Source organism: Humibacillus sp. DSM 29435 (genome assembly GCF_001758225.1).
Lineage (GTDB): Bacteria > Actinomycetota > Actinomycetes > Actinomycetales > Dermatophilaceae > DSM-29435.
The window spans coordinates 37408-64329 of sequence record NZ_MAST01000007.1 but is presented as its reverse complement, the minus strand read 5'-3'; the positions used below and the strand labels follow the sequence as shown (position 1 = coordinate 64329).

At 70.3% G+C, this 26922-nt stretch carries 23 protein-coding genes; 20 read left to right on the top strand and 3 right to left on the bottom strand.

What is annotated here, in order from left to right; all coding sequences use genetic code 11:
- The first annotated feature begins 8 nt into the window (after positions 1–8).
- The 14 genes from BA895_RS06265 to BA895_RS06200 all read left to right on the top strand — a co-directional run bounded on the left by BA895_RS06265 (position 9) and on the right by BA895_RS06200 (position 15518).
- Positions 9–1595: a UDP-N-acetylmuramoyl-L-alanyl-D-glutamate--2,6-diaminopimelate ligase gene (locus BA895_RS06265; protein WP_139142528.1), complete on the top strand. Its 1587-nt coding sequence runs from the start codon at positions 9–11 to the stop codon at positions 1593–1595.
- A complete protein-coding gene (gene murF, locus BA895_RS06260; RefSeq protein WP_070191038.1) occupies positions 1592–2983 on the top strand; it encodes a UDP-N-acetylmuramoyl-tripeptide--D-alanyl-D-alanine ligase in 1392 nt (463 codons plus the stop codon). The genes BA895_RS06265 and murF overlap by 4 nt, the downstream gene beginning before the upstream one ends.
- A complete protein-coding gene (mraY, locus tag BA895_RS06255) occupies positions 2980–4062 on the top strand; it encodes a phospho-N-acetylmuramoyl-pentapeptide-transferase (RefSeq protein ID WP_070191037.1) in 1083 nt (360 codons plus the stop codon). Before murF ends, mraY begins: the two co-directional genes overlap by 4 nt.
- Positions 4059–5549 carry a UDP-N-acetylmuramoyl-L-alanine--D-glutamate ligase gene (murD, locus tag BA895_RS06250; RefSeq protein ID WP_070191086.1) on the top strand — a complete coding sequence of 497 codons (1491 nt, stop codon included), beginning with the start codon at positions 4059–4061 and terminating at the stop codon, positions 5547–5549. The genes mraY and murD overlap by 4 nt, the downstream gene beginning before the upstream one ends.
- Positions 5546–6841 (top strand): putative lipid II flippase FtsW, encoded by a 1296-nt coding sequence (ftsW, locus tag BA895_RS06245; protein WP_070191036.1) that lies wholly within the window; start codon positions 5546–5548, stop codon positions 6839–6841. Before murD ends, ftsW begins: the two co-directional genes overlap by 4 nt.
- Before the next feature lie 5 nt (positions 6842–6846).
- Positions 6847–7944, top strand: a complete 1098-nt coding sequence (murG, locus tag BA895_RS06240) for an undecaprenyldiphospho-muramoylpentapeptide beta-N-acetylglucosaminyltransferase (protein WP_070191087.1) — start codon at positions 6847–6849, stop codon at positions 7942–7944.
- Entirely contained in the window at positions 7941–9404 is a 1464-nt protein-coding gene (murC, locus tag BA895_RS06235) for a UDP-N-acetylmuramate--L-alanine ligase (RefSeq protein ID WP_070191085.1), read from the top strand. Before murG ends, murC begins: the two co-directional genes overlap by 4 nt.
- Positions 9401–10180: a cell division protein FtsQ/DivIB gene (locus BA895_RS06230; RefSeq protein WP_083283036.1), complete on the top strand. Its 780-nt coding sequence runs from the start codon at positions 9401–9403 to the stop codon at positions 10178–10180. The genes murC and BA895_RS06230 overlap by 4 nt, the downstream gene beginning before the upstream one ends.
- Positions 10181–10598: 418 nt before the next feature.
- Complete coding sequence (gene ftsZ / locus BA895_RS06225) at positions 10599–11801, top strand: cell division protein FtsZ (protein ID WP_070191034.1); 1203 nt, start codon at positions 10599–10601, stop codon at positions 11799–11801.
- A gap of 88 nt (positions 11802–11889) precedes the next feature.
- Entirely contained in the window at positions 11890–12648 is a 759-nt protein-coding gene (gene pgeF / locus BA895_RS06220; protein WP_070191033.1) for a peptidoglycan editing factor PgeF, read from the top strand.
- Entirely contained in the window at positions 12645–13376 is a 732-nt protein-coding gene (locus tag BA895_RS06215) for a YggS family pyridoxal phosphate-dependent enzyme (protein WP_070191032.1), read from the top strand. Before pgeF ends, BA895_RS06215 begins: the two co-directional genes overlap by 4 nt.
- Positions 13377–13430: 54 nt before the next feature.
- The gene (locus BA895_RS06210) at positions 13431–13913 is read left to right on the top strand and encodes a cell division protein SepF (RefSeq protein WP_070191031.1); all 483 of its coding nucleotides are present in this window, start codon (positions 13431–13433) and stop codon (positions 13911–13913) included.
- Positions 13914–13985: 72 nt separating this feature from the next.
- Positions 13986–14273, top strand: coding sequence for a YggT family protein (locus BA895_RS06205; RefSeq protein WP_070191030.1), 288 nt, complete (start codon positions 13986–13988; stop codon positions 14271–14273).
- 75 nt (positions 14274–14348) lie between these two features.
- A complete protein-coding gene (locus tag BA895_RS06200) occupies positions 14349–15518 on the top strand; it encodes a DivIVA domain-containing protein (RefSeq protein WP_070191029.1) in 1170 nt (389 codons plus the stop codon).
- A 150-nt stretch (positions 15519–15668) separates the two neighbouring features.
- On the opposite strand, the gene BA895_RS24330 is transcribed toward BA895_RS06200, so the two are convergent.
- Positions 15669–16142, bottom strand: a complete 474-nt coding sequence (locus tag BA895_RS24330) for a hypothetical protein (RefSeq protein ID WP_254666352.1) — start codon at positions 16140–16142, stop codon at positions 15669–15671.
- On the opposite strand from BA895_RS24330, the gene BA895_RS24325 reads away from it, so the two are divergent.
- The 6 genes from BA895_RS24325 to BA895_RS06165 all read left to right on the top strand — a co-directional run bounded on the left by BA895_RS24325 (position 16129) and on the right by BA895_RS06165 (position 23960).
- Positions 16129–16536, top strand: coding sequence for a TraR/DksA family transcriptional regulator (locus BA895_RS24325; protein ID WP_254666351.1), 408 nt, complete (start codon positions 16129–16131; stop codon positions 16534–16536). The two genes, BA895_RS24330 and BA895_RS24325, sit on opposite strands and share 14 nt — an antisense overlap.
- On the top strand, positions 16509–17204 hold the full coding sequence (locus BA895_RS06185; protein WP_083283034.1) for a signal peptidase II: 696 nt from the start codon (positions 16509–16511) through the stop codon (positions 17202–17204). The genes BA895_RS24325 and BA895_RS06185 overlap by 28 nt, the downstream gene beginning before the upstream one ends.
- The gene (locus BA895_RS06180) at positions 17197–18129 is read left to right on the top strand and encodes an RluA family pseudouridine synthase (protein WP_070191026.1); all 933 of its coding nucleotides are present in this window, start codon (positions 17197–17199) and stop codon (positions 18127–18129) included. The genes BA895_RS06185 and BA895_RS06180 overlap by 8 nt, the downstream gene beginning before the upstream one ends.
- Positions 18130–18256: 127 nt before the next feature.
- Complete coding sequence (gene dnaE, locus BA895_RS06175) at positions 18257–21862, top strand: DNA polymerase III subunit alpha (RefSeq protein WP_070191025.1); 3606 nt, start codon at positions 18257–18259, stop codon at positions 21860–21862.
- A 63-nt stretch (positions 21863–21925) separates the two neighbouring features.
- On the top strand, positions 21926–23035 hold the full coding sequence (locus tag BA895_RS06170) for a winged helix DNA-binding domain-containing protein (protein ID WP_254666350.1): 1110 nt from the start codon (positions 21926–21928) through the stop codon (positions 23033–23035).
- Between the two features lies 1 nt (position 23036).
- On the top strand, positions 23037–23960 hold the full coding sequence (locus BA895_RS06165; protein WP_254666349.1) for a pseudouridine synthase: 924 nt from the start codon (positions 23037–23039) through the stop codon (positions 23958–23960).
- A gap of 115 nt (positions 23961–24075) precedes the next feature.
- Here the strand turns inward: BA895_RS06165 and BA895_RS06160 are convergent, their stop codons facing one another.
- On the bottom strand, positions 24076–24960 hold the full coding sequence (locus BA895_RS06160; RefSeq protein ID WP_070191024.1) for a phosphotransferase: 885 nt from the start codon (positions 24958–24960) through the stop codon (positions 24076–24078).
- Complete coding sequence (locus tag BA895_RS06155; protein ID WP_070191023.1) at positions 24960–26861, bottom strand: prolyl oligopeptidase family serine peptidase; 1902 nt, start codon at positions 26859–26861, stop codon at positions 24960–24962. The genes BA895_RS06160 and BA895_RS06155 overlap by 1 nt, the downstream gene beginning before the upstream one ends.
- Positions 26862–26922: the final 61 nt, after the last annotated feature.

Below are 26922 nucleotides of genomic sequence, written 5' to 3'. Positions count from 1 at the left end.
TCGATGACGTGTCCTCTGCCCTGATCCGTCCCGCCACCTCGGGGGTGGCCCTGCGCGAGCTGGTCGCTCGCCTCGGGGTGCCGCTCGACCGTCAGCCCGACGCCGACCCGGTCGTGACCGGGGTGAGCCTCGACAGCCGCACCGTGGTGCGGGGTGACCTGTACGCCGCCCTGCCCGGCTTCAACGCCCACGGCGCCGACTTCGCCGCCCAGGCGTTCGAGCGTGGTGCGGTGGCCGTGCTCACGGATGCCGCCGGCGCCGGCCGGGTGCCGGCCGGCATGCCCGTCGTGGTGGTCGATCGGCCCCGAGAGGTGCTCGGGGCGGTCGCCGCCCAGGTGTACGGCGACCCCTCCACCGATCTGAAAATGATCGGGGTGACGGGCACGAACGGCAAGACCACGACGGCCTACCTGATCGAGTCGGCACTGCGCGCCCACGGCCGGCGCACGGGCCTCATCGGCACCGTCGAGACCCGGCTCGGTGACGAGGTCATCGACTCCGTGCGCACCACACCCGAGACCACTGACCTGCATGCCCTCCTGGCCCTGATGCGAGAGCGCGGGCTCGACACCTGCGTCATGGAGGTGTCGAGCCACGCGCTCGCGCTGCACCGGGTCGACGGGGTCGTCTACGACGTGGCGCTGTTCACCAACCTCTCCCAGGACCACCTCGACTTCCACGCCGACATGCAGGACTACTACCAGGCCAAGGCCTCGCTGTTCACCCCCGCCCGGTCACGGCGGGCCGTGGTGGGGGTCGACGACGAGTGGGGCCTCCGACTGGCCGCCGAGGCCAGCGTGCCGGTCACCACCGTCAGCACGAGTGACACGTCGGCCGACTGGGTCGTCGCTCGCTCGAGCGACGACGGTACGTTCACGCTGCAAGCGCGCGACGGGTCGCAGCTGCGGCTCGTCTCGCACCTCGCCGGCACGTTCAACGTGGCCAACACCGCGCTGGCGGCTCTGGCGCTGGTCGCGATCGGCCTCGAGCCGGCGGCGGTGGAGGCCGCGATGGCGGTGCCTCCCGACGTGCCGGGGCGAATGCAGCTCGTGGCCGCCGGCGCCGCGCGCTCCGCAGACCGCCCGGGGTCGCCGCGCTGCATCGTCGACTTCGCGCACACTCCCGACGCCGTCGACGCGGCGCTCGCCGCACTGCGGCCCTCCACCAGTGGGCGGCTCATCGTGGTGCTCGGCGCCGGAGGTGACCGCGACCGGGGCAAACGCCCACGGATGGGTGCCGCAGCCGCTCGGCACGCCGACGTGGTCGTGGTCACCGATGACAACCCGAGGTCAGAGCAGCCGGCCGCGATCCGCGCCGCGGTGCTGGCCGGCGCACGCGAGCTCATCGAGGCCGGGTCGGCCATGGCCACCGAGCTCATCGACGGCGGTGCGCGCGCAGCAGCGATCGCGCGAGCAGTATCGATCGGGGTCGACGAGACGAGAACCCGTGGTGGGGCCGACGCCGTCGACACGGTCATCGTGCTCGGCAAGGGCCACGAGAAGGGGCAGGAGATCGACGGCGTCATGCACCCCTTCGACGACCGGGATGCCGTGCTCGCCGCCCTGTCGGCCGCGACCTCGGGGACGCGCCCATGATCCCGATGCTGCTCAGTGAGATCCGCGACGTCACGGGGGGCCGGGTCCACGGCGAGCTCGACCCTGAGAGTGTCGTCGTCGACGGTCCCGTCACCACCGACTCACGTGAGTGCGGCCCCGGCGGGCTCTACGTCGCCCGCGTCGGCGAGCAGGCCGATGGCCACACGTTCGCGGCTGCCGCCGCTGCCGCCGGGGCGGTTGCCGCGCTGACCTCCCGCCCGCTCGACGACCTGCCGTGCGTCGTCGTCGACGACGTCCAGCTCGCCTTCGGGCTCCTGGCGCGGGCGGTGCTCGACCGGGCCCCGCACCTGCGCGTGGTCGCCGTCACCGGTTCGTCGGGCAAGACGAGCACCAAGGACCTGCTTGCCTCGGTGCTCGCGCCGAGCGGTGAGACGGTGGCCCCGGTCAACTCGCTCAACGGTGAGATCGGGGTGCCGCTGACCGTGTGCCGCGTCACCCCCACGACCGCCTTCCTCGTCGCCGAGATGGGCGCCAGGGGAGTCGGGCACATCGCCTACCTCACCTCCATCGCACCACCCGAGGTCGCCATCGTGCTCAACGTCGGCAGCGCCCACCTCGGCGAGTTCGGCTCTCGCGAGAACATCGCGATCGCCAAGGCCGAGCTGCCCCGCGCGGTCGGGCCGGGCGGGCTCAGCATCCTCAACGCCGACGACCCCCTCGTGTCGGCCATGGCGACCGGCCTGGCCTCGCGGGTGGTGTTCGTCGGTCGCGCCCCGAGCGCCGACGTGCGCGCCGAAGACGTGGAGCTCGACGCCCGAGGGAGGGCTACCTACACCCTCGTCACCGCGTCAGGACGACGCCAGGTCACCCTGCGTCAGAGCGGTTTGCACCACGTCGCCAACTCGCTCGCCGTGGCCGCCGCTGCCCTCGAGCTGGGAGTGGCGCTCAGTGACGTGGCCGAACGGCTCTCGGCCGCGATCGCGGGGAGCCGGTGGCGCATGGAGGTCACCGAACGGCCCGACGGTGTCGTGATCGTCAACGACGCCTACAACGCCAACCCCGAGTCGATGCGGGCCGCCCTCGAAGCCCTGGCCGCGATCGCCACCGACGGCCGGCGGTGGGCGGTGCTCGGCAGCATGCTCGAGCTCGGCGACGAGAGCGACGACGAGCACCGCGCGGTCGTACAGCTGGCTGCTGGTCTCGGTATCGACGAGATCGTGGCCGTCGGTGCGGGCGCCCGGGTGATGGGCGCCCCCCACTGGGTGCCCGACATCGAGGCGGCCTACGACCACATCGAGGCGACCGTTCGGCGCGGCGACGTCGTGTTGGTCAAGTCGAGCCGGGACAGCGGGCTACGGTGGCTCGGGGACCGGCTGGCCCAGACGGCGCCGCCGACGTCGCCGACAGGAGAGGTGGTCGCGCAGTGAAGGGTGTGCTCCTCGCCGCGACGTTCTCGCTCATCATCTCGTTGCTCGGCACCCCGCTCTTCATCAAGTTTCTCGAGCGGCGCGGATACGGGCAGTTCATCCGTGACGACGGACCCACCTCGCACCACACCAAGCGCGGTACCCCCACGATGGGGGGCGCGGTCATCATCGCGGCCACTGTCGTGGCCTACGCCGTGGCCCACCTGCTCACGCTCACCCCGCCGACCGCCAGTGGTCTGCTGGTGCTCTTCCTCATGGTGGGCATGGGGGTGGTGGGTTTTCTCGATGACTTCATCAAGATCAGCAAGCAACGCAGCCTGGGGCTGCGCTCGCGCGAGAAGCTGCTCGGCCAGGCGTTGGTCGGTGTCATCTTCGCGGTGCTGGCGCTGCAGTTCCCCAACGCGCAGTACCGCACCCCGGCCTCACCCTTCATCTCCTTCGTGCGCGACACCAACATCAGCCTCGCTTTCGCAGGCACGATCCTCGGGGTCGTGCTGTTCGTGGTGTGGGCCAACCTCATGATCGCCGGCACGACCAACGGGGTGAACCTCACCGACGGGCTCGACGGGCTCGCCACGGGGGTCTCGACGATGGTCTTCGGTGCCTACGTGCTCATCAGCATCTGGACCTACAACCAGAACTGTCAGACCAACCCGGGTATCAAGTGCTACGAGGTGCGCGACTCCCACGACCTGGCCCTGGTCGCGGCGGCCGGGATGGGGGCCTGCTTCGGCTTCCTCTGGTGGAACGCGACACCGGCGAAGATCTTCATGGGCGACACCGGCTCGCTGGCCCTCGGGGGGGCGCTGGCCGGGCTGGCGATCACCACTCGCACCGAGATCCTGCTCATCATCCTCGGCGGCATGTTCGTTCTCGAGACCCTGTCGGTGGTCGCCCAGGTGGCCTCCTTCAAGTCGACGGGCAAACGGGTGCTGCGAATGGCTCCGCTGCACCACCATTTCGAGATGGTCGGCTGGAACGAGGTGACGGTGGTCGTGCGGTTCTGGATCATCGCCGGCCTCTTCGTGGCCCTGGGGCTGGGTCTCTTCTACGCCGAGTGGGTGGTGGGCTCGCAGTGAGCTTCGACCCGTCCTACGAGCCCCGTGAGGGGCTCACCCACCGCGACGCAGACTGGGCCGGTCTGCGGGTGCTCGTCGTCGGTCTCGGGGTGTCGGGGTTCGCGGCCGCCGACGCGCTCGCCGAGCGGGGCGCCCACGTCACGGTGGTCTCGCGCGATGTGACCGAGGCGATCTCCCAGCGCGCGACGATCCTGACCATCCTCGACGTCGACGTGCGGCTCGGCCCCGAGCACCTGGCCGACGTGCCTCCCGGCACCGACCTGGTCGTCACCTCACCAGGGGTTCCTCCCCACGACCCCCTGATGCTCTCGGCGGCGACCTCGGACGTCCCCGTGTGGGGTGAGGTCGAGCTCGCCTGGCGGATGCGCGCCCGCGACGGCGCTGCCCCGTGGCTCACGGTGACCGGCACCAACGGCAAGACCACCACCGTCACCATGCTGTCCTCGATCCTGCAGGCGGCCGGTCTGCGCGCGACCGCCGCGGGGAACGTCGGCACCCCCTTGCTCGAGGCGGTGCTGCACCCCGAGCCCTACGACGTGCTCGCGGTCGAGCTGTCGAGCTTCCAGCTGTACTGGCAGCGGTCGATCTCCGCGGTGGCGTCGGCCGTGCTCAACGTGGCACCCGACCACCTCGACTGGCACGGGTCGTACGCCGAGTACCTCAAGGCCAAGGGCAAGATCTACGACCACACCCACCTGGCCTGCATCTACAACGTGGGTGACCTCCAGACCGAAGCGCTGGTGATGGAGGCCGACGTCGTCGAAGGATGCCGGGCCGTCGGGTTCACGACCGGCATCCCCGGGCCGTCGATGGTGGGCGTCGTCGAGGACGTGCTGGCCGACCGGGCGTTCGTCGAGCAGCGCCAGCGCTCGGCGGCCGAGCTGTGCACCATCGCCGACCTGCGCGGTGACGCACCGTCGGTGGCACCCCACTACATCGCCAACGCCCTGGCCGCGGCTGCCCTGGCGCGGGCTTACGGGGTCGGGCCGCTCGCGGTGCGTGACGGCCTACGCGCCTTCCGGCCCGACCGACACCGCATTGCCGAGATCGCGACCGTGCGAGGCGTTCGCTTCGTCAACGACTCGAAGGCGACGAACCCACACGCGGCAGCCGCGGCGATCCGCTCGTTCGACAGCGTCGTCTGGATCGCCGGGGGCCTGCTGAAGGGCGCCGACGTCGACAGCCTCGTCGAGGAGATGGCCTCGCGACTGCGGGGCGTCGTGCTCGTGGGGGCCGACCGCGACCAGATCGCGCAAGCACTGGCCCGACACGCGCCCGAGGTCCCCGTCGTCGACGTGGCCGCGACCGACACTGGGGTCATGCGTCACGTCGTCGCCCAGGCTGCCCGGCTCGCCCAGCCGGGCGATGTGGTGCTGCTGGCGCCGGCCGCGGCCTCCATGGACATGTTCACCAACTACGGAGCCCGGGGCGATGCCTTCGAGGAGGCGGTTCGATGGCACGCCGAGAACGACGTGGGTGAGCTGTGAGCACGACCACCACCCCGCGCAAGGTCACTGCTGCCCGCACCGCCGAAGACCCCCCAGGCGCCGCGCGCGCGCTGCCGGTCATCGGCCGCCTCGAGTCGCCGCTCACCACCTACTACCTGATCCTCGGGGCCACCACGACCCTCGTGGTGTTCGGGCTGATCATGGTCTTCTCGGCCTCCAGCGTCGAGGCGCTCCTGTCTGACCAGGCCTCGTACTCGGTCTTCCTGCGCCAGCTGATGTTCGCCGGTATCGGTGCGGTCGGCGCGGCCGTGGCGGTGCACCTGCAGGTGGCCTGGTGGAAGCGGCTCGCCGTGCCGACCCTGCTGCTCGCCGTGGCCCTGCAGACCCTCGTGCTCGTCACCCCTCTCGGCAGAACGGTGAACGGCAACCGCAACTGGTTGGCCCTCGGGCCGCTGCAGTTCCAGCCCTCTGAGTTCGCGAAGCTGGCGCTGGTGCTCGTCGGCGCGATGGTCTTCGCCAACAAGGGCGCCCTCGTGGCCCGACCGGTGCACGTGCTGCTGCCCTACGTCATCCCGGTCGCGGCGGTCGTGCTGGCCCTCGTGCTTGCGGGCCACGACCTCGGCACCGCGATCGTGCTGCTGGTCATCGTCGCTGCCGTGCTCGCGGTGGCCGGGGCGCCGATGTGGCTCTTCGGGGCTGGAGCCATGCTCGGCCTCGCAGGCGTGGCCGTCATGGTGCTGACCAGTGACAACCGCATGACCCGCATCACCAGCTTTCTCTCGCCGGAGTGCCAGACCGACCCGAACGGCCTCTGCGGCCAGTCGGTGCACGGCATGTACGCCCTGGCCGACGGCGGCTGGTGGGGCGTCGGCCTCGGCGCGTCGAAGGAGAAGTGGGAGTGGCTCTCCGAGGCGCACAACGACTTCATCTTCGCCATCATCGGCGAGGAGCTCGGGCTTCCCGGAACCTTGATGATCCTGGCCCTCTTCGCCATCCTGGCGTGGGCGGCCTACCGGCTGGTCAAGCGCACCCAGGACAAGTTCGTGCGCATCGCGGCAGCGGGCATCATGGCGTGGCTGCTCGGGCAGGCCATCATCAACATCGGTTCGGTCATCGGGCTCTTCCCTGTCGTGGGGGTGCCCCTTCCACTCGTCTCCGCGGGCGGCTCGTCGCTGGTGACCACGATGGTGGCTCTGGGCATCCTGCTGTCCTTCGCGCGGGGCGAACCCGGCTGCCGGGCCCTGCTGGCGGCCCGACCGAGCATGATCAAACGGTCGTTCGCGGTGCTGCCCACGCGCGCCACGCTCTCGTCCCGGCGCGGGGGCCGGTGATCGCGATGTCCTCGCCCACCTCCGTCCTGCTCGCGGGAGGGGGCAGCGCCGGTCACGTCTCGCCGCTGCTCGCCCTGGCCGACACGCTGACCCGGCGACACCCCGACCTGGTCGTCACAGCCCTCGGCACCGAGGAGGGGCTCGAGGCACGGCTCATCCCGGCGCGAGGCTTTGGGCTACGGTTCGTTCCCAAGGTGCCGCTGCCGCGGCGCCCGAGCGCTGACCTGCTCAAGCTTCCGGGCCGTCTCAAGGCCGCGGTCGACGCAGCGGGCGCCGCGATCGACGAGACCGGCGCCGAGGTCGTCGTGGGGTTCGGTGGCTACGTCAGCACCCCGGCCTACCTCGCTGCCCGGCGGCGCAGGGTGCCGATCGTCATCCACGAGCAGAACGCCCGGCCCGGGCTGGCCAACCGGGTGGGGGCCCGGTTCACCACGTTCGTCGCCACGACCTTCAGCACCACTGACCTCCCGCACGCCCGGCGCATCGGGATGCCGTTGCGCCGCGAGATCGCGACACTCGACCGGTCGGCCCTGCGTGACGAGGCGCTCGCCCACTTCGGCCTCGCCACCGAGTGGCCCACGGTGCTCGTCACCGGTGGCTCGCTCGGCGCCAAACGCCTCAACGACGCGTTCGCCTCTACTGTGGCGGCGCTCAGCCGAGGCGGAGTGCAGGTGCTGCACGTCACCGGGCAGGGCAAGACCTTCGTGCCGGACGTGCCCGCGGTGGGGGCCCCCTACGTCGTCGTGGAGTACGCAGACCGCATGGAGCTCGCGTACGCCGCCGCCGACCTCGTCGTCGCCCGCTCCGGTGCCAACACCGTCTGCGAGCTCACGACGGTCGGCCTCCCCGCGGTCTACGTGCCCCTGCCGATCGGCAACGGGGAACAGCGCCTGAACGCGGCCGACGTGGTGGCCGCCGGGGGAGGTCTGCTCGTCGACGACGACGCCCTGACCCCGCACTGGGTCGAGACCGAGCTGATCCCCCTGGCCACCGACGGTGACCGGCTCGCGGTGATGGCACGCGCGAGCGCTGCGCTGGGCGAGCCGGCTGCCGACGAGCAGCTGGCCGACCTGGTCGAGCTGGCATGGGGCACCCGCGCATGACCTGCATACCGTCTGAGACCGACCCCTTCGCCGCGTCCCGCTTCGACTTCACGGCTCCGGTGCCGGCGGCCGACCGCCTCGGGCACGTGCACTTCCTTGCGATCGGTGGCGCCGGCATGTCGGGCGTGGCCCGCATCATGTTGGGTCGAGGTCTGTCGGTGTCCGGATCCGACGCCAAGGACGTGCCCGTACTGCTCGCCCTCGAACGAGAAGGGGCGCAGGTGTGGGTGGGCTTCGACGCCGCCCACCAGTCGAACGCCGACACCGTCGTGATGTCGTCGTCGATCCGCGACGAGAACGTCGAGCTGCTGGCCGCCCGCGGGCGAGGGGTTCCCGTGCTGCACCGGGCGCAGGCCCTGGCCGCTCTGATGAACGGCCACCGAGCGGTGGCGGTCGCCGGGGCTAACGGCAAGACGACCACGACCTCGATGCTCACGGTGGCCCTGCAGGGGGCCGGGCTCGACCCGTCGTTCGCGGTGGGCGGCGAGCTGGCCAAGCACGGCACCAACGCCCACCACGGTTCTGACGACGTGTTCGTCGCCGAAGCCGACGAGAGTGACGGCTCCTTCATCGTCTACCGGCCCGAGGTGGCGATCGTCACCAATGTGCAGCCGGACCACCTTGACTTCTACCTCAACTTCAACGTTGTCCAGGCGGCGTACGACGTCTTCGTCTCGACCATCCGCCCGCAGGGCCTGCTCGTGACCTGTGCTGATGACGACGGCGCCGTCGAGCTCGCCCGGCGCGCCCGGGCGACCGGCGTCCGGGTCTTCACCTACGGCTTCGCTCCCGAGGCCGACCTGGTGCTCAGCGACCATGTCGACGGTCTCAGCTCGACGGTGCGGCTCACCGACGCGGGGGAGACCTTCGAGCTCCGTCTCGCTGTGCCCGGCCGACACAACGCCCTCAACGCGGCCGCCGCCTACGCTGCGGCCGTCCACGGGCTGGGGCAACGCCCCGACCTGGTGCTGGCCGGCCTCGCGTCGTTCACGGGCACACGCCGGCGGTTCGAGCCCAAGGGCGAGGCGGGCGGGGTCGTGGTCGTCGACGACTATGCCCACAACGCCGGCAAGGTGACCGCGGTGGTCGAGACGGCGGCCGGCCTGGTCAAAGGCACCGGCCGACTCGTCGTCGTGTTCCAACCCCATCTCTACAGCCGCACCCGCGACTTCGCGAAGCAGCTCGGCGCCGGCTTGTCGCCGGCCGATGTCGTGCTGGTGATGGATGTCTACGCCGCTCGCGAAGACCCCGTGCCAGGGGTATCGGGTGCCCTGGTGGCCGACGCCGTTGCGCTCGCCCGCCCCGGCGTGCAGGTGCACTACGTGCCGTCGTGGAGCGAGGTCGCGGTTCGGGCCGCGAGGCTGGTGCGCCCGGGCGACCTGCTGCTGACCGTCGGCGCCGGTGATGTCACGATGATCGGGCCCGAGGTGCTGCGGCTGCTTCACGAGGATGTCTCATGATGATCACCCGTCTGCTGACGCGCGACCCGAAGCGCGACACCGACCAGGGCCTGTCGTCGGCGCGGATCCGGTTCGAGAAGCGCGCCGCAGCCGCCCGGCGCCGGCCCCGAGTCATCGCCGCGGTCGCGGTGGCTCTGTTGCTGGCGATGGGCCTGGTGGCCTGGCTCGGCTGGTTCAGCCCGGTGTTCACGGCCGACGCCGTGGTGGTCAAGGGCGCCTCGACGGCGCAGGCTGCGCAGGTTCGCCGAGCCGCCGCCGTACCCCTCGGCGGCCCAGTGCTGCGGGTCGACACGGCGGCGGTCACCCGGCGCTTGGAAGCCGACCGCCAATGGGCCGACATCGCGGTTGAGCGAAGTCTTCCGCACACCGTCACGATCACGGTGCGCCCTCGTGAGGCAGCCCTGGCCGTGCGTACCTCCTCCGGCCGGGTCGAGGTGGTCGACGGAAAGGGCTTCGCCTTCCGCACGGTGGCCGATCCTCCGCAGGGAGTGCCGCTGGTCACCGCAGGCACGACCGTGGTGACCCGGGTGGGGGTGACGGCGGCCCTGCAGGCCCTCTCGGCTCTCGACCCGGCCCTGCGCAGAACGGTCTCAGGAGTCACCGTCTCGGCGGCCGACCAGGTGAAGTTCACCTTGACGGTCAAGGGTGCGCGCAAGACGGTGGTCTGGGGCGGGCCTGGCGACGCGGTCACCAAGGCCAGGCTCGTCGTGATCCTGCTCAAGCAGCCCGGCTCCACCGTTGACGTCAGCGTTCCGAGCTCGCCCGTCACTCGCTGACCGGCCCCCACCCCGTCACCGGCAACGGTGCGGGCCATTACTCGTGCTTCGGTCTGGTTTGGGGCGAGGGTCTACGCATGGGTCTGAAGGTGTGGTTGGGGTCGACGGGAGCGCCGCACCGGTCACTGGCGACGAAGTGGGGTGCCGACACGCCGACCCCCGGGTTGATCGGCCCCGTCTCACGTCATACGGTCAGGTCACACGTCGTGACCAAACTGTAACCTTTAGCCTTACCTTTAACGTCAGGGTGCGTCGTCCCGGTCTCCGGTTCGGTCTCCGGTTCGGTGGCGGCGAAGGCCACCGGCCCACCCGCCGACACGATCCACGATCCACGATCCACCGCGATTCCACCACGATCCCTTCGATCTCTTCAGCACCACCCAGAACCGTGCACCATCACCGAGGAAGGCCCACTCACGTGGCAGCAGCACCGCAGAACTACTTGGCCGTCATCAAGGTCGTCGGCATCGGCGGTGGCGGTGTGAACGCCATCAACCGGATGATCGACGTCGGCCTCAAGGGCGTCGAGTTCATCGCCATCAACACTGACGCCCAGGCGCTGCTCATGAGCGATGCCGACGTGAAGCTCGACGTGGGCCGCGAGCTCACCCGGGGGCTCGGCGCCGGCGCCGACCCCGAGGTCGGCAAGAAGGCGGCCGAAGACCACGCCGAGGAGATCGAGGAGGTGCTTCGCGGCGCCGACATGGTCTTCGTGACCGCAGGGGAGGGCGGCGGCACCGGCACCGGCGGCGCCCCGGTCGTGGCCCGCATCGCCCGCGACATCGGCGCCCTGACTATCGGCGTCGTGACCCGGCCCTTCACCTTCGAGGGTCGTCGGCGCGCCAACCAGGCCGAGTCGGGCATCGCCAGCCTCCGCGAGGAGGTCGACACCCTGATCGTCATCCCGAACGACCGGCTCCTGTCGATCAGCGACCGGAACGTCTCGATGATGGACGCGTTCCGCTCCGCCGACCAGGTTCTTCTCTCCGGCGTGCAGGGCATCACCGACCTCATCACCACCCCCGGCCTGATCAACCTCGACTTCGCCGACGTGAAGTCGGTCATGAAGGGCGCCGGTTCGGCGCTCATGGGCATCGGCTCGGCCCGTGGCGAAGACCGCGCGGTGCAGGCGGCCGAGCTGGCCATCAGCTCGCCCCTGCTCGAGGCCTCGATCGACGGCGCCCACGGGGTGCTGCTCTCGGTTCAGGGCGGGTCTGACCTCGGTCTCTTCGAGATCAACGAGGCGGCGAGGCTCGTTCAGGAGGCCGCCCACCCCGAGGCCAACATCATCTTCGGTGCCGTGATCGACGACGCTCTGGGCGACGAGGTGCGCGTGACGGTCATCGCGGCCGGGTTCGACGCAGGCGGGCCGACCAAACGCGAAGACGGTCGCGCCCTCGGGCAGGTCATGGGAGGCCGGCCCAACGCGGCCGCGCAGCGCCCGTCGACTCCTGCCCCGAGCTACCCGGTGGCCACTCCGGCCACGACCCAGCAGACCCAGCCGGCCCGCACCCCCGAGCCCGCCGAGGCGGCACCAGCCGCGCAGCCGGTCTCGCAGCCACCGCGTCAGGTCAGCTTCGAAGAGAGTGACGACCTCGACGTTCCCGACTTCCTGAAGTAGCCGCTCGTCCGTCGCACTGGTCTGGGCTCGGCCCCGCTCGCCGAGCCCAGACCAGGCCCCGCACCCGGCCACCGGCTAGGTTGGCCGGGTGTTCTTCTGGCGCTCGGCGGTAGCGACCACCTCCGTCACCACCCCCGCGAGAACGGTCGAGCTGGGCTTCACCGGCCGATCGGCCGGCGCCGGCTCGGCTCCGTTCCGCGGCCTCAACCTCGGCGGACACGTCGGTGACGACGCGGTCGACGTCGAGTCGAACCGGGCGGCCCTCGCCGCGGCCTTCGACGTGCCCCGGCAACGACTGCTCTTCCTGAACCAGGTGCACAGCGACCACGTGGTCGTCGCACGCGGCCCCTGGACTGAGGCTGCGCCGAACGCCGACGCCGTCGTGAGCCGCGAGACCGGGCTCGCTCTCGCGGTGCTCGTCGCCGACTGTGTGCCGGTGCTGCTCTACGACGAGGGCGCAGGGGTCATCGGTGCGGCACACGCCGGGCGACCGGGCCTCATCTCGCAGGTGGTGCTGCGGGTGATCGGGGCCATGCGCGAGCTCGGGGCGAGCCAGATCAGCGCGACCGTCGGTCCGTCCGTGTGCGGTCGGTGCTACGAGGTGCCGGGCGACCTCGCCGACCGGGCGGCAGCGGTGTCGCCGTCCTCGCGTGCACGGTCCTGGACCGGCACCGACGCGATCGACGTCGCCGCCGGCGTGGTCGAACAGCTGGTGGGCGCCGGTGCTGCGATCACGTGGGTGCCCGGGTGCACGCGTGAGCACGACGACCTCTACTCCTACCGTCGCGACCACGTCACGGGCCGGTTCGCCGGCGTCGTGATGCTCCGAGAGGCAGCATCGACATGACCAGCGCAACACGGCGGGACGAGCTCGCCCGAAACCTCACCGCGGTTCGCGAGCGAGTCGCCCGAGCCTGCGACGCCGTGGGCAGCGACCCCGGCGAGGTGCACCTGATCGTGGTGACCAAGCATTTTCCGGCATCCGACGTGCTGACGCTGCATGAGCTCGGTGTGCGGGACATCGGTGAGAACCGCGACCAGGAGGCGGCCGGGAAGGTCGGCGAAGTGCGAGCTGCACTTCGGGAGCACAGCAGCGGCGTTGCCGACGCGCTCACCGTTCACTTCATCGGTCAGCTCCAGTCGAACAAGGCGGGTCGCGTGGCCGGCTACGCCGACGCCGTGCACTCCCTCGACCGGGCCAAGGTCATCGACGCACTCGCACGCGGGGCCGAGTCCGCCGACCGCGTGCTCGACGGGCTGGTGCAGGTGAGCCTCGACGGCGACACCTCCCGCGGCGGCGCACGACGCGAGGAGGTGAGCGAGCTCGCCGACCGCATCGCCGCCCACCACCGGCTCCGCCTGCGTGGGGTGATGGCCGTCGCGCCCGTGGGCGCCGACCCCGCTCTGTGCTTCGCCGATCTGCGCGACATCGCCGACGGCATCCGGGCCAGTCACCCTGAAGCCGGCTGGATCTCGGCCGGGATGAGCGCCGACCTCGAGCCGGCGGTGGCAGCCGGGGCAACTCACCTGCGTGTCGGAACCGCAATCCTCGGATCACGGGCACCCCTTCTGTAACGTCATGCGCGACCGCAGTTCGACGATTCAGACGTTTTTCCTTGGGAGTTGGCCATGGCAGGGGCACTGCGCAAGACGATGGTGTACCTCGGACTCAGCGAGGAGGACCCGCGGCAACAGCGTTACGACGACGGGTACGACGACCACGAGGCCTACGAGGGCACCGAAGCCGGCGAGCACACGGCCGCCGTCACCCAGCTACCCATGAAGCGGCCCGTGGCGGCCGTGGTGCGCGACTCCGACGTCGGCGGTCTGAGCCGAATCACGACCATCCACCCACGCACCTACAACGAGGCCAAGAACATCGGTGAGTGGTTCCGCGACCAGGTGCCGGTCATCATGAACCTCAGCGACATGGACGACGCCGACGCCAAGCGGCTCGTCGACTTCGCGGCGGGCCTCGTCTTCGGCCTGCACGGCTCGATCGAGCGGGTGACCTCGAAGGTGTTCCTGCTCTCGCCCGCCCACGTCGAGGTCTCGGCCGATGAGCCCGAGGTTCCCGTTGCGAGCACCCGCAACTTCTTCAACCAGAGCTGACCGCCTCTCGGGCGAGCCCACGTCAGCAGGGTCGATGGTGTCTTGTCGGCACGGATCGGCGAGACTGGAGACATGAACGCGTTCTGGACTGTGTACGGGGTGGTGGTCTTCACCTTCTTCATCGCCCTCATCGGTCGTTTCATCATCGACTGGGTACAGGTGCTGGCGCGTTCGTGGAAGCCGAGCGGCGTCGTGCTCGTCATCGCCGAAGCGGTCTACACCGTGACCGACCCACCCCTGCGAGCCCTGCGCAAGGTCGTCCCGTCGCCCAACCTCGGCGGAGTGCGTCTGGACCTGTCGTTCCTGGTGCTGATGCTGCTCACCTCGGTGGCTCTCAACGTTCCCACCTTCCTGACCTGAGACCGCTCTGCGGTGGTTGCCGGCCCGGACGTTGGATAACGTGACCCTGATCCATTTCGTCTACCGAGGTGACCCATGGCCCTAACGCCCGAGCAGGTGCTCAACAAGCACTTCCAGCCCACTCAGTTCCGAAAGGGCTACGCAGAGCAGGACGTCGATGACTTCCTCGACGAGATCGTCGCCGAGATGCGTTCGCTGATCGAGCAGCGCGACGACTACCTCAAGCAGCTCAACGACTGCCGGGCCAGCAAGAACCAGCCGGCCGTTCGCGGCTCCGACCCCACGACGGCGAAGCTGAACGTTGCGCGCGCCGACGACGAGGCCAAGCTCGATTCGATCACGGCACGGATCGAAGACGCCGAGCGAGCCTTCAAGGCGGCCTCCGACCGCGCGGCCAAGGCCAGCGCCGATGCCGAGAACGCAGAGCGCGATGCCAAGGAGCGCATCGAGCGGGCGACGGCTCAAGTGGACGGTGCCGACGCCGCAGCCCCGTCGGGCGACGACAGCGCCGACGACTCTGGGCACGACTCTGGGCACGACTCTCCCGACAACAGCGCGCCGGCCGACGCGAACAGCAGTGGCGTCACGGCGCCGACGGGGATGGGCTCGGCCTCGACCGCCGGACTCGACGCGTCCGGAGTCATCGCGCTCGCCCAGCGACTGCACGACGAGCACGTCGCGGCCGGTGAGGCTCGACGCGACGAGCTGATCACCGAGGCGCAGAGCCGCCATGCCGCCCTCATCGCCGAAGCGCAACAGCGCCACGACGAGCTGTTGTCGACCGGCCAGACGACGTTCGACGAGCTTGCCGGAGCCGGCCAGGCCAAACACGACGAGGCCGCCCGCCAGGCGGAGGAGCTCGCGGCCGCTGCCGCAGCCGAGCGCGACGCGATGATCGCCGCGGCCACAGCCCAGCGCGACGAGATGATCGCCGCCGCCACGGCCCAGCGCGACGAGATGCTCACGGAGTCACGAGAGCGCGCCACGGGCATGGTGGCCGAAGCCCAGCAGAAGAAGGCCGCCGTGCTCGACGACCTCGCCGAGCGCAAGAGCCTGCTCGACCGCACCATCGAGGAGCTGCGCGGCTTCGAGAGGAACTACCGCAGCAACCTGAAGTCCTACATCGAGGGCCAGCTGCACGACCTCGACAAGAGCGAGCACGAGCCGGCCACGCCGACCGAGCACGCGGAGGCAGCGCCGACCGAGCACGCAGAGGCAGCGCCGGAGAGCGCGCAGCAGGGCTGATCCGGTCAGCGACCCAGCGCCGGCGCCACAACGATGACGGGTTGCTCAGACAACGTTCGGGCGACCCTTCATCGTGTGCACGGGCGGCCGGCCCGCGACGTGTCACCACCGCCACGCCGCGCCACGTTGGTGTCGTGTTTGGTGCTCTGGTCAGCAGGGCCTTACAGTCAGCCCCACTTGTGGGGTGTCGATGGCATGAGCCACGGAGGGTGAGATGGCGGCGAAGAAGACAGCGGCGGGCAAAGCCGTAGCAGAGCAGGCCGTCGTATCCCGAGGCGGTGGTTCCTCGGTCACGGCTCGGAAGGCTGTCACCGCTGGGACGAAGACCGCGCCCGCCAAGAAGGCAGCGCCGGCCAAGAAGGCAGCGCCGGCCAAGAAGGCAGCGCCGGCCAAGAAGGCAGCGCCGGCCAAAAAGGCAGCGCCGGCCAAAAAGGCAGCGCCGGCCAGCACCAGCACCAGCACCCGCACCAGGACGGCCAGGGCGAGCACCGCCACCACGCCCCCGGTAGCGACAACCGCGGCGAGAGCCGCAGCGAAGAAGGCATCCGTGACGCAGGCCAGGCCGACGAAGTCACCGTCGGCGAAGACCACGACCGGCGCGAAGGCGTCGGTGGGCAAGCTCACCGACCGCCTTCGGGTCAAGGACGACGAGAGCCCGTGGAGCCCCGCCGAGATCACCGAGGTGCGCGGCATCCTCGTGGAGGAGATCGACAACCACCGCGAGGAGGTGCGGCTGGCCGAGGAGGAGCTCGACCACCTGCTGCGCGACTCGGGTGACGGAGCGGGCGACGACCAGGCCGACGCCGGTTCGATGACGGCCGAGCGCGTGCACGAGATCGCGCTGGCCAACAACGCTCGGGCCTCGCTCGACCAGGCCGAGCACGCCCTCGAGCAGCTCGACGCCGGAACGTACGGCATCTGCGAGAACTGCGGCAACCCGATCGGCAAGCTTCGACTCCAGGCCCGTCCTCGTGCGACCCTGTGCATGTCATGCCAAGCAAAACAGGATCGCCACTGAACTCCGACGGCACTTCGTCGACGGCAGAGCCGGCCGCACCGGCCTCCCGGCGCCGGGCCCTCTTCGCCCTCCTCGTGGTGGTGGCGGTGCTGGCCTACACCAGCGACCAGGTGTCCAAGGCCATTGCGCTCGACCGGCTCGCCGACGGGCAGCCGCGTCCGTTCGTCGGCGAGTTCATCCGCTTCAAGCTGATCGGCAACCCCGGCGCCGCACTGTCCCTGGGCGCCTCCAACACCTGGGTCATGACGGCCATCGCCCTGGGGGTGCTCGTCGCCATCGTGTTCGTGGCCAAGGGCCTGGGCTCCCGGGCCTGGGCGATCGCACTCGGGCTCCTGCTCGGCAGCGCGGTCGGCAACCTCACCGACCGGTTCGTCCGTCCGCCCGGTGGCGGGTCGGGCCACGTCGTCGACTTCATCGACTACAACCGATGGTTCATCGGCAACGTGGCCGACATCTGGATCGTCAGCGCTGCCTGTCTCATCGTGCTGCTGGCCCTGCTCGGGATCGGCGTCGATGGGCATCGAGATGGGTATCGAGATGGGCATCGAGACGGGCGCCGAGATGGTGACAGCGGCGGCGGCCGTTCTGAACGCGCCGAACGCCCTGACGATGCCGCCGCCGAGAGCGCGAGCGGCGACCGAGCGCGGAACGAGAGAAGCGATGTCTGAGGTTCGAACTGTGCTGGTGCCCGACGGCCTCGAGGGCGAACGGGTCGACGCTGGGGTCGCGCGTCTCTTCGGGCTCTCCCGCACCAAGGCGGCCGACCTGGCCGCGCAGGGCCACGTCATCCAGAACGGCGCGTCGGTCGGCAAGTCCGAACGCCTGCTGGCCGGCTCGATGCTCGAGGTGTCGTTGCCGAGCGTCGCCCCGAGCCCCAGCCTCGCGGTCGTCGCCTCTCCCGTGCCGGGCATGACGATCGTGCACGACGACGACGATCTTGTTGTGGTCGACAAGCCGGTCGGGGTGGCCGCCCACCCCAGCGTCGGCTGGGTCGGCCCCGACGTGGTGTCGGGGTTGGCGGCTGCCGGCTACCGCATCTCCACCTCGGGCGCGCCCGAGCGCCAGGGGATCGTCAGCCGCCTCGACGTCGGCACCTCCGGCCTGATGGTGGTGGCCAAGAGCGAGGTCGCCTACTCACGCCTCAAGCAGGCCTTCCGCAGCCGTACGGTCGACAAGACATACCACTCGCTCGTGCAAGGACTGCCTGACCCCGTCGTCGGCACCATCGACGCCCCGATCGGGCGTCATCCCGGCCACGAGTACAAGTTCGCCGTCATGAAGGGCGGCAAGCCCTCGGTCACCCACTACGAGGTGATCGAGGCCTTCCGGCACTCCAGCCTGCTCAACATCCACCTCGAGACCGGTCGCACCCACCAGATCCGCGTGCACTTCGCCGCCCTGCACCACCCGTGCTGCGGCGACACGATGTACGGCGCCGACCCGAGCCTCGCATCGAGGTTGAAGCTCGACCGACAGTGGCTGCACGCGGTCGGCCTCGGGTTCGAGCACCCCGGCACGGGCCAGTACGTTCACTTCGAGAGCCCCTACCCCGACGACCTCCAACGGGCGCTCGACATCGTCGCGAACTTCTGAGGTCTCAGCCTCAACCAGAGCCTGAGCGTCGCGTTTCGTCGCTGGAGCGTCCTCGAGCCGGATGCCGCACGACTCCCCTCGGCGACACGCCGAGGGGTGTCTGCGAGCGGGCTTAGACTCGTCCACGATGTCGACCCAACCCGCCCCGCCAGCCCACCGGAACTTCGCGCACCTGCACGTGCATACGGAGTACTCGATGCTCGACGGTGCTGCCCGCATCGGTGACCTCTTCGCCGAGGCCGCGCGGATGGGGATGCCGGCGCTCGCGACCACCGACCACGGGTACGTCTTCGGGGCCTACGAGTTCTGGAAGAAGTCGCAGGGCACCGGGGTCAAGCCGATCATCGGGGTCGAGGCGTACATCACGCCGGGAACGCACCGCAGCGACCGCACCAAGGTCAGCTGGGGCAACGGCGGCCGCGACGACATCTCGGGCAGCGGCTCCTACACCCACATGACGATGCTCGCCCAGAACAACGAGGGCATGCACAACCTCTTCCGCATGAGCTCGATCGCCTCCCTCGATCAGGTCTACACGAAGTGGCCGCGCATCGACCGCGAGCTGATGAGCACCTACGGCAAGGGCCTGATCGTCACGACCGGCTGCCCGAGCAGCGAGATCCAGACCCGGCTGCGCTTCGGCCAGTACGCAGAGGCCCGTCAGGCGGCCTCCGACCTGCGTGACCTCTTCGGCGAGGAGAACGTCTTCTGCGAGCTGATGGACCACGGCCTCGAGATCGAGCGCCGGGTGCAGAAAGACCTCATCCGCCTGGCCCGCGACCTGAAGCTGCCGCTGCTGGCCACCAACGACCTGCACTACACCCGGGCCGAAGACGCCAAGGCCCACGCCGCCCTGCTCTGCGTGCAGTCGGGCTCGACCCTGATGGATCCGGACCGGTTCAAGTTCGACGCCGACGAGTTCTACCTCAAGTCGGCCGACGAGATGCGACACGTGTGGCGTGAGCTTCCTGAGGCGTGCGACAACACGCTGCTCATCGCCGAGCGCTGCGAGGTCTCCTTCACCGAGGACGAGGGACGCTACATGCCGCGCTTCCCCTGTCCGGAGGGGGAGAGCGAGACCACCTGGTTCATCAAGGAGGTCGAGACCGGCCTGGGGCGCCGCTTCCCGAACGGGGTGCCCGCCTACGCCCAGCAGCAGGCCGCCTTCGAGCAGGACGTCATCGTCTCGAAGGGCTACGCCGGCTACTTCCTTGTCGTGGCCGACTTCATCAACTGGGCCAAGCGGAACGGCATCCGCGTCGGCCCCGGCCGCGGGTCGGGCGCCGGCTCGATGTGCGCCTACGCGATGGGCATCACCGACCTCGACCCGGTGCCGCACGGCCTGATCTTCGAGCGCTTCCTCAACCCCGAGCGGCCCTCGCTGCCTGACTTCGACGTCGACTTCGACGAGCGCCGACGCGGCGAGGTGATCCGTTACGTCACCGAGAAGTACGGCGAGGAGCGCGTCGCCCAGATCGTCACCTACGGCACCATCAAGGCCAAGCAGGCGCTCAAGGACGCCAGCCGAGTGCTCGGCCACCCGTTCGCGATGGGCGAGAAGCTCACCAAGGCGATGCCGCCCGACGTGATGGGCAAGGGGATGCCGCTCTCCAACGTCTTCGACCCGACCGCGAAGCGCTACGCCGAGGCCGCCGACTTCCGGGCCGTGCACGACGGCGACCCGGCCGCCCAGGAGGTCGTGGCGACCGCCCTCGGGCTCGAGGGCCTGAAGCGTCAGTGGGGGGTGCACGCGGCCGGCGTCATCATGAGCAGCGAGCCGCTCGTCGACGTCATCCCGATCATGCGCCGCCTGCAGGACGGCCAGATCATCACGCAGTTCGACTACCCCAGCTGCGAGGCGCTCGGGCTGGTCAAGATGGACTTCCTTGGGCTGCGCAACCTGACGATCCTCGACGACGCGATCGAGAACATCACGCTCAACCGCGACGAGACCATCGATCTCGACGCCCTCTCCAAGGACATGACCGACCCGGCCACCTTCGAGCTGCTCGGGCGCGGTGACACCCTCGGCGTCTTCCAGCTCGACGGGGGCGGCATGCGCGCGCTGCTGCGGCTCATGCAGCCCGACAGCTTCGAGGACATCTCGGCCGCGCTCGCGCTCTATCGCCCGGGCCCGATGGGGGTCAACGCCCACACGAACTTCGCCCTGCGCAAGAACGGCAAGCAGGAGCTCATTCCGCTCGACCCGCAGCTCAAGGGCAAGCTGCAGCCCGAGATGATCGAGGCCCTCGAGCCCATCCTCGGCACGACCTACGGCTTGGTGATCTACCAGGAGCAGGTCATGGAGATCGCGCAGAAGCTGGCCGGCTACACCCTGGGCACCGCCGACCTGCTCCGCCGGGCCATGGGCAAGAAGAAGAAGGAGGTGCTCGACGCCGAGTACGGCACCTTCGCCGGCGGTATGAAGGACCAGGGCTTCAACGAGGCGTCGATCGCGGCCCTCTGGGGCGTGCTGGTCCCCTTCTCCGACTACGCGTTCAACAAGGCCCACACGGCTGCGTACGGGCTGGTCTCCTACTGGACCGGCTACCTCAAGGCGAACTACCCGGCCGAGTACATGGCAGCGTTGCTGACGAGCGTGCGCGATGACAAGGACAAGTCAGCCCTCTACCTCAACGAGTGCCGGCACATGGGCATCAAGGTGCTGCCGCCCGACGTCAACTCCTCGATCGCGAACTTCGCGGCGGTCGGTACCGACATCCGGTTCGGCCTCGCCGCCATCCGCAACGTCGGCCTGCCCGTCGTCGAGGCGATCGTGCGCTCGCGAGAGGAGAAGGGCGCCTTCGCCTCCTTCAAGGACTTCCTCTCGAAGGTGCCGGCTGTGGTCTGCAACAAGCGCACCATCGAGTCGCTCATCAAGGGCGGCGCCTTCGACTCCCTCGGCGAGAGCCGGCGCGGGCAGGTCGAGGTGCACGAGCGCTACATCGACGCCCTCATCGAGGTGAAGAAGCAGGAGGCCATCGGCCAGGACAGCCTGTTCGGGGCGCTGATGGGCGACGACGTCGCCGACGGTGCGGCGGGTGGGCAGGGTGGCCCCGGCACCTTCGACGGTCTGCCGCCGGTGCCGACCATGGAGTGGGACAAGACGACCTTGCTCAGCTTCGAGCGCGAGATGCTCGGGCTCTACGTCTCTGACCACCCGCTCTTCGGCATCGAGCACATTCTGGCCACGCACGCCGACACCCCGATCGCGGCGCTGATGGGCGAGGAGGGCAGGCCCGACGGCACCCCGGTCACCGTGGCGGGGCTGATCACCAGCCTGCAGCTGAAGCGCACGAAGAAGGGCGACCTGTGGGCCATCGCCACCGTCGAAGACCTCGACGGCGCCATCGAGTGCCTCTTCTTCCCGTCGGCCTACATGACCTACTCGACGATGCTGGCCCAAGACACCGTCTGCGCCGTCAAGGGCCGGGTCAGCGCCCGCGACGACTCGATCTCGATCTTCGCCCAAGAGCTGACGATCCCCGACATCAGGGAGGGCCCGCGCGGGCCGGTCGTGCTGACCCTGCCGCTGGCCCAGGTCACCACGGCGCGAGCCGAGCGCCTCAAGGACATCCTGCGCGAGCACCCCGGCGCCACCGAGGTTCAGCTGAGGCTCGTGCAGCCGGGCCGGTCGGTGCTGATGTCGTTGGGCGACACCCACCGGGTCACGGCGACGTCGGCCCTCTTCGGCGACCTCAAGGCGCAGTTCGGCCCTGCCGTTCTCGGCTGAGCGGGCTGAGACGGTCGTGACGGCGCGCCTGACGAGCCAGGATGCCGCAGAGCGGCGCTCGCTGTGAAGGCGAGCGATCGCAGCAGGTTGCGTCGAGCCCGGCTGGCCGCGCTGGGCCTCAGCCCGCCTCTCGGTACCAGGGCGGGGCCGGCATCCGCGCTGTCGGTGGTGCGCTCGCTGGGCGCGGTGCAGGCTCAGGACTACGCCTCGGGAGCCTGGTCGCTCGGGGTGCGGTCAGGGTTGACGCTGGCGCAGGTGGAGCAGGCCGTGACCGACCGCGAGATCGTGCGCACCTGGCCGATGCGCGGCACGATCCACTGGGTGGCCGCGGCCGACGCCCGCTGGATGTGCCAGCTGCTCGCTGCCGCCCGCCTCCGTTCGCTCGCCGGGCGCTACCGGCAGCTCGGCATCACCGAACACGACATCGCGCTGGCCGGTGAGCTCTTCGAGGCCCACCTCGAAGCGCCGCTGAGCCGCCCTGACGTCGTTGCCCTGCTCGCGGCGCACGGCATCGACCCGAGCGACCAGCGGGCCTACCACCTGGTGGGCCACCACTGCATGACCGGCCTGCTCTGCCAGGGCCCGCTCATCGGCCGGCAACCCAGCTTCGTGCTCATCGACCACTGGGTGCCGCACTCGCTCGCCCCCACCCGCGAGGAGGCGATGGCGACCGTCGTCGAACGCTACGTGCGCAGCCACGGGCCGGTCACCGAGAACGACGTCGCGGGCTGGCTGCTGCAACCGCTCGGGTTCACGCGCGAGGCGCTCGCCCTCGTCGAGGCACGTCTCGAACGTGAGGAGGTCGACGGCCAGGTCTGGCTGACCCACGTCGACGCGCCGCCGGTCGCTGGGCCGGCCGGGGTGCACCTGCTGCCCCAGTGGGACGAGTTTCTGCTCGGCTACAAGTCGCGCGAGCTGACGCTGCCCCCCGAGCACGTCGCCAAGGTGGTGCCCGGCCGCAACATGGTCTTCCAACCCAGCCTCGTCATCGACGGCGAGGTGGCGGGCCTCTGGAGGCGTCGCGAGGCCCGGTCGCGCGTCGTCGTCGTCGTCGGGGTCGAGCCGTTCGCGGCGCTCAGTGCGAGCCGGCGGCGAGAGGTCGAGCGGGCCGTGGCAGCCTACGGCCGCTACCTCGGGCGCGACGTCGACGCCCTCGTGGTCGGCTCAGGCTGACGTGGCCCGCGGCGCCATCCCCGCCTCGCCCCTGCCGCAACGCCACGGGGTCGACGCACAACGCTTCCGGATGCCGCAGAGCGGGCCGTGGGCCACGCTGCGCGACCACCTCGTGGAACGACTGGCCGCCGGGCTGACGGCCGAGCAGGTCGACGCCATGCTGGTGGCGGGCGAGTTCGTCTACGCCACAGGGGAACCCGTGCCGGCCGACGCAGCGTTCGTGCCCCGGTCGGTGGTGTGGGCCCACCGCGACCTCCCGGTGGAGGCGCCGCTGCCGTTCGACGTCACGGTGCTGCACCGCGACGAGCGGCTCGTCGTCGTCGACAAACCGCACTTCCTGGCCTCCATGCCCAGGGGCGGCCACGTCGTCAACAGTGCGCTGGCCCGCGCCAGGGTGCTCACCGGCATCCCCGGTCTGGCCCCGGCGCATCGCCTCGACCGGCCCACCGCCGGGGTGCTGCTGTTCACGACCGAGCAGCGGTGGCGCGGCGCCTACCAGGCCCTGTTCGCCGAAGGCCTCGTGCACAAGCAGTACCTGGCCGTCGCTCCGGTTCGACCCGACCTCGAGCTGCCCCTCGTGCGGCGCACCCAGCTGGTCAAGCAGCACGGGGTGCACCAGGCCCGAGAGGTCGCGGGGGAGCCCAACGCCGAGACGCTGGTCGAGCTCGTCGAGGCACGCGGCGCCCGGGGGCTGTACCGGCTGACCCCACGCACCGGCCGCACCCACCAGCTGCGGTGTCAGCTGAACGGCCTGGGCCTCCCGATCGAGGGGGACGCCCTCTACCCTCGCGAGATCGACGTGGCCCCAGACGATTTCACCCGCCCACTGCAGCTGCTGGCGGCCGTGCTCGAGTTCGACGACCCGGTCGACGGCCGCCTTCGCCGCTTCGAGACCCGCCGCACCCTCGCCGCGTGGCCGACCTGAGCAGATTGATCCGCAGATTGATCCGTTTGGCGCCTGACTCGCATCAAGCGGCGGATCAGTCTGCGTTCACTGTCGTCAGAACAGCAGCAACCGCAGATTGATTCGCCGCTTGATCTCACCCGGAGCTGCTGGGGTCAGCCAGCGCCTCGGCGATCATCCGCTGCCCCTGGGCCTCGAAGGCCTCGTCTCCGAACTGGTGGGCCCAGGCCGCGGTGCCGATCGCCTCACGCACCCGGGTGCGGAACCAGGCATGCGTGCTGCCCCGCTCGTCGGCGCGGGGGTCACTCCCGTAGCCGCCGAGAAAGGCCGCCTCGAGGCGTGGGTCACGTCGGAACTCCTGAGCCGCGAGGCGGGTCAGGTCGCTCATCGACGGCCGGAGTGCCGCCCGACCGAAGTCGATGATGCGCACCTCGCCGTGGTGCACCAGCCAGTTGCGCGGTTGCCAGTCACCGTGCGTCGGCACGAGCCGAGCGGGCGGGGTCGGCCACGACGCGATCTCGACCCTCAGGCGTTCGACCGTCTCGCCCTCAATGCGGTGCGGCTGCCGCAGCCACCGCAGCGACTTCTCGTTCTCGCGGGCCTCGTACCCTTCGTCGATCTGGCCCGGCTGGTCGTGCAGCAACGCGAGCAGCTCACCGGCCTGGCGGAACACCTCCGGGTCGTGGACGGCCAGTGAGCCGAGTACGAGAGTGCCCGGCAAGAACTGGGTCACGATGACGCTCGCCCCGAGGTCGTGGTGCACCAGCACGGGGGCCTGCCCGACCGAAGTCCACGGGGTGAGCCAGCTCTGGTGCGCCTCGACCTCCCGCCGCAGGTGGCCGTCGCCCGGGCCGGCCGCCTTGACGATGTACCGGCCTCCGCCGTGCTCCACCTCCAGCACGCGGGTCTCGACCAGCCCCCAGCTGTGGTCGTGCACGACCACAGCGTCGGGCAACCACCGCTCCAGCTGGGCCTGCTGCTCGGCCGACAGCTGAGGGTCCCTCGGTGCGGTGATGGGCATCAGAGGTTGTCGATGGCCAGCCTGGGGATGTCGTCGGCGGGCTCGAAGCCGAACACCTGACCGTAGAACGACAGCTCTGCCTCGCGGGCGGCCCGCTGGTTCACGGCGGCGCGAAACCCGTGCCCCTCGCCGGCGAACAGCCGCAGAGCCACCGGCTTGCCCTTGCGGCGCACGGCATCCGCCATGGCGGTGGCCTGGTTCGGCGGCACCACCTCGTCGTCCTCGCCCTGCAGCAGCAGCATGGCGCAGCTCAGCGCGTCGAGGTGGTTGATCGGCGACCGCTCCACGTAGACGGCTTGGGCGGCCGGGTAGGGCCCGACCAGACCGTCGAGATAGCGGGACTCGAACTTGTGGGTGTCGCGCGCCAGGGCCTCGAGGTCGGCCACCCCGTACAGGCTCACCCCAGCGGTGAAGACATCGCGGAAGGCGAGGGACGCCAGCGTGGTGTAGCCACCGGCGCTGCCGCCCGAGATCGCCAACCGGGCCGGGTCGACCCAGCCCCGGTCGGCCATGGCTCGTGCTCCGTCGCAGCAGTCGTCGACGTCGACGATGCCCCACTGGCCCTTGAGGCGTTCTCGGTAGTCACGCCCGTAGCTCGTGCTGCCGCCGTAGTTGACGTCGAGCACGGCGATGCCGCGGCTGGTCCAGTAGGCGTAGCCGAGGTCGAGCGCCCCGACCACGTGGCTGGTGGGCCCTCCGTGGGACTGCACGACCAGCGGTGGCCGCTCTGCCTCGGGGGCATGGAACTGGGGATTGCGCGGCCGGTAGAGAAAGCCGTGCACCGCGCGCCCCTCGCGGTCGGGCCAGGTCACCGCCTCCGCCTCGGCAAGGTAGGCCCGGTCGACCGGCAGGTCAGCGCTGGCTCGCAGCACCTCGATCCGGGCCGAGTCCGGGTCGAGCTGGATCACCCCAGCCGGCTCGGATGCCCGCGTGGCCAGCATGACGACGTGTCCGTTCCACCATGACGGTCGAGCCGAGGTCACGAGGGCGACCGGCACCTCCCGAGCCGGCTCGCCGGGGTGCATCAGCATCAGCTGAGCCGATGCGTCACGCCACTCGCGCAAGAGGATGCGTCCGTCGGGCAGCTCGAGCCACGACCGCCCCCCGAGCATCCACGCCGGGTCGGAGCAGTCGCGGTCGACCGGATGCAGCGCCGCCCCGTCGCGAGTCAGGTTCCAGTAGCCCGACCGGTCGGACATGTAGAGCAGCGATCCGTCCCGGCACCAGCCGATGTCGCCCACCGACACCCCGTCCTCACCGTCGACCACCTGGGCGTCCGAGGCGCCGGCATCACCCACCCAGAGCCGAGTCCCGTCCCACGGCATGTTCGGGTGCTCCCAGCTGACCCAGGCGAGCCGTTCACCGTCGGGCGACAGCCGGGGTGCGGCCACGAAGTCGTGGCCGGTGACCAGAACCTCGCCCGCCGTCGGCTCGCCGTCGAGAGGCACCGCCACGAGCTCGTTGCGAACCTCGCCGGGCGAGCGGTGGTCCTCGCGCACGCACAGCACCCTCCGGCGAGGCAGGTCGAGCTGAAGGTCACCGAACCGGAGGGCTGACGGCTTTCCCTCGGGTGTGATGGCCCGGGTCTCACCGTTCTCGATCAGGTGCAACCGCCCGTCGGCGAAGTCGGAGAACACCACGATGTCACCGCGCACGTCGTAGGCCCCGCCGCCGTACTCGTGCACCCGCGTCCGCACGTTGAGGGGGGCTGGCGTCAGATCCGCCCGCTGCCCGTCGCGAAGCCTCACGAGCACGACCCGGCCGCTCTCGACTGGCCGCCCTTCCAGCCAGTACAGGTCGTCACCGTCGGCGACCACCGCCGACAGGGCCAGGCCCGCGGTCGTCAAGAGCTCGGCGGTGATGGGCGAGGTCCAGGATCCGTAGGGAGCGCGTGTGGTCATGACCCGTTTCTACACCGCCCGGGGGAGAGAGGCGGCCACACCGCCGCCGACGTCGTGGAGC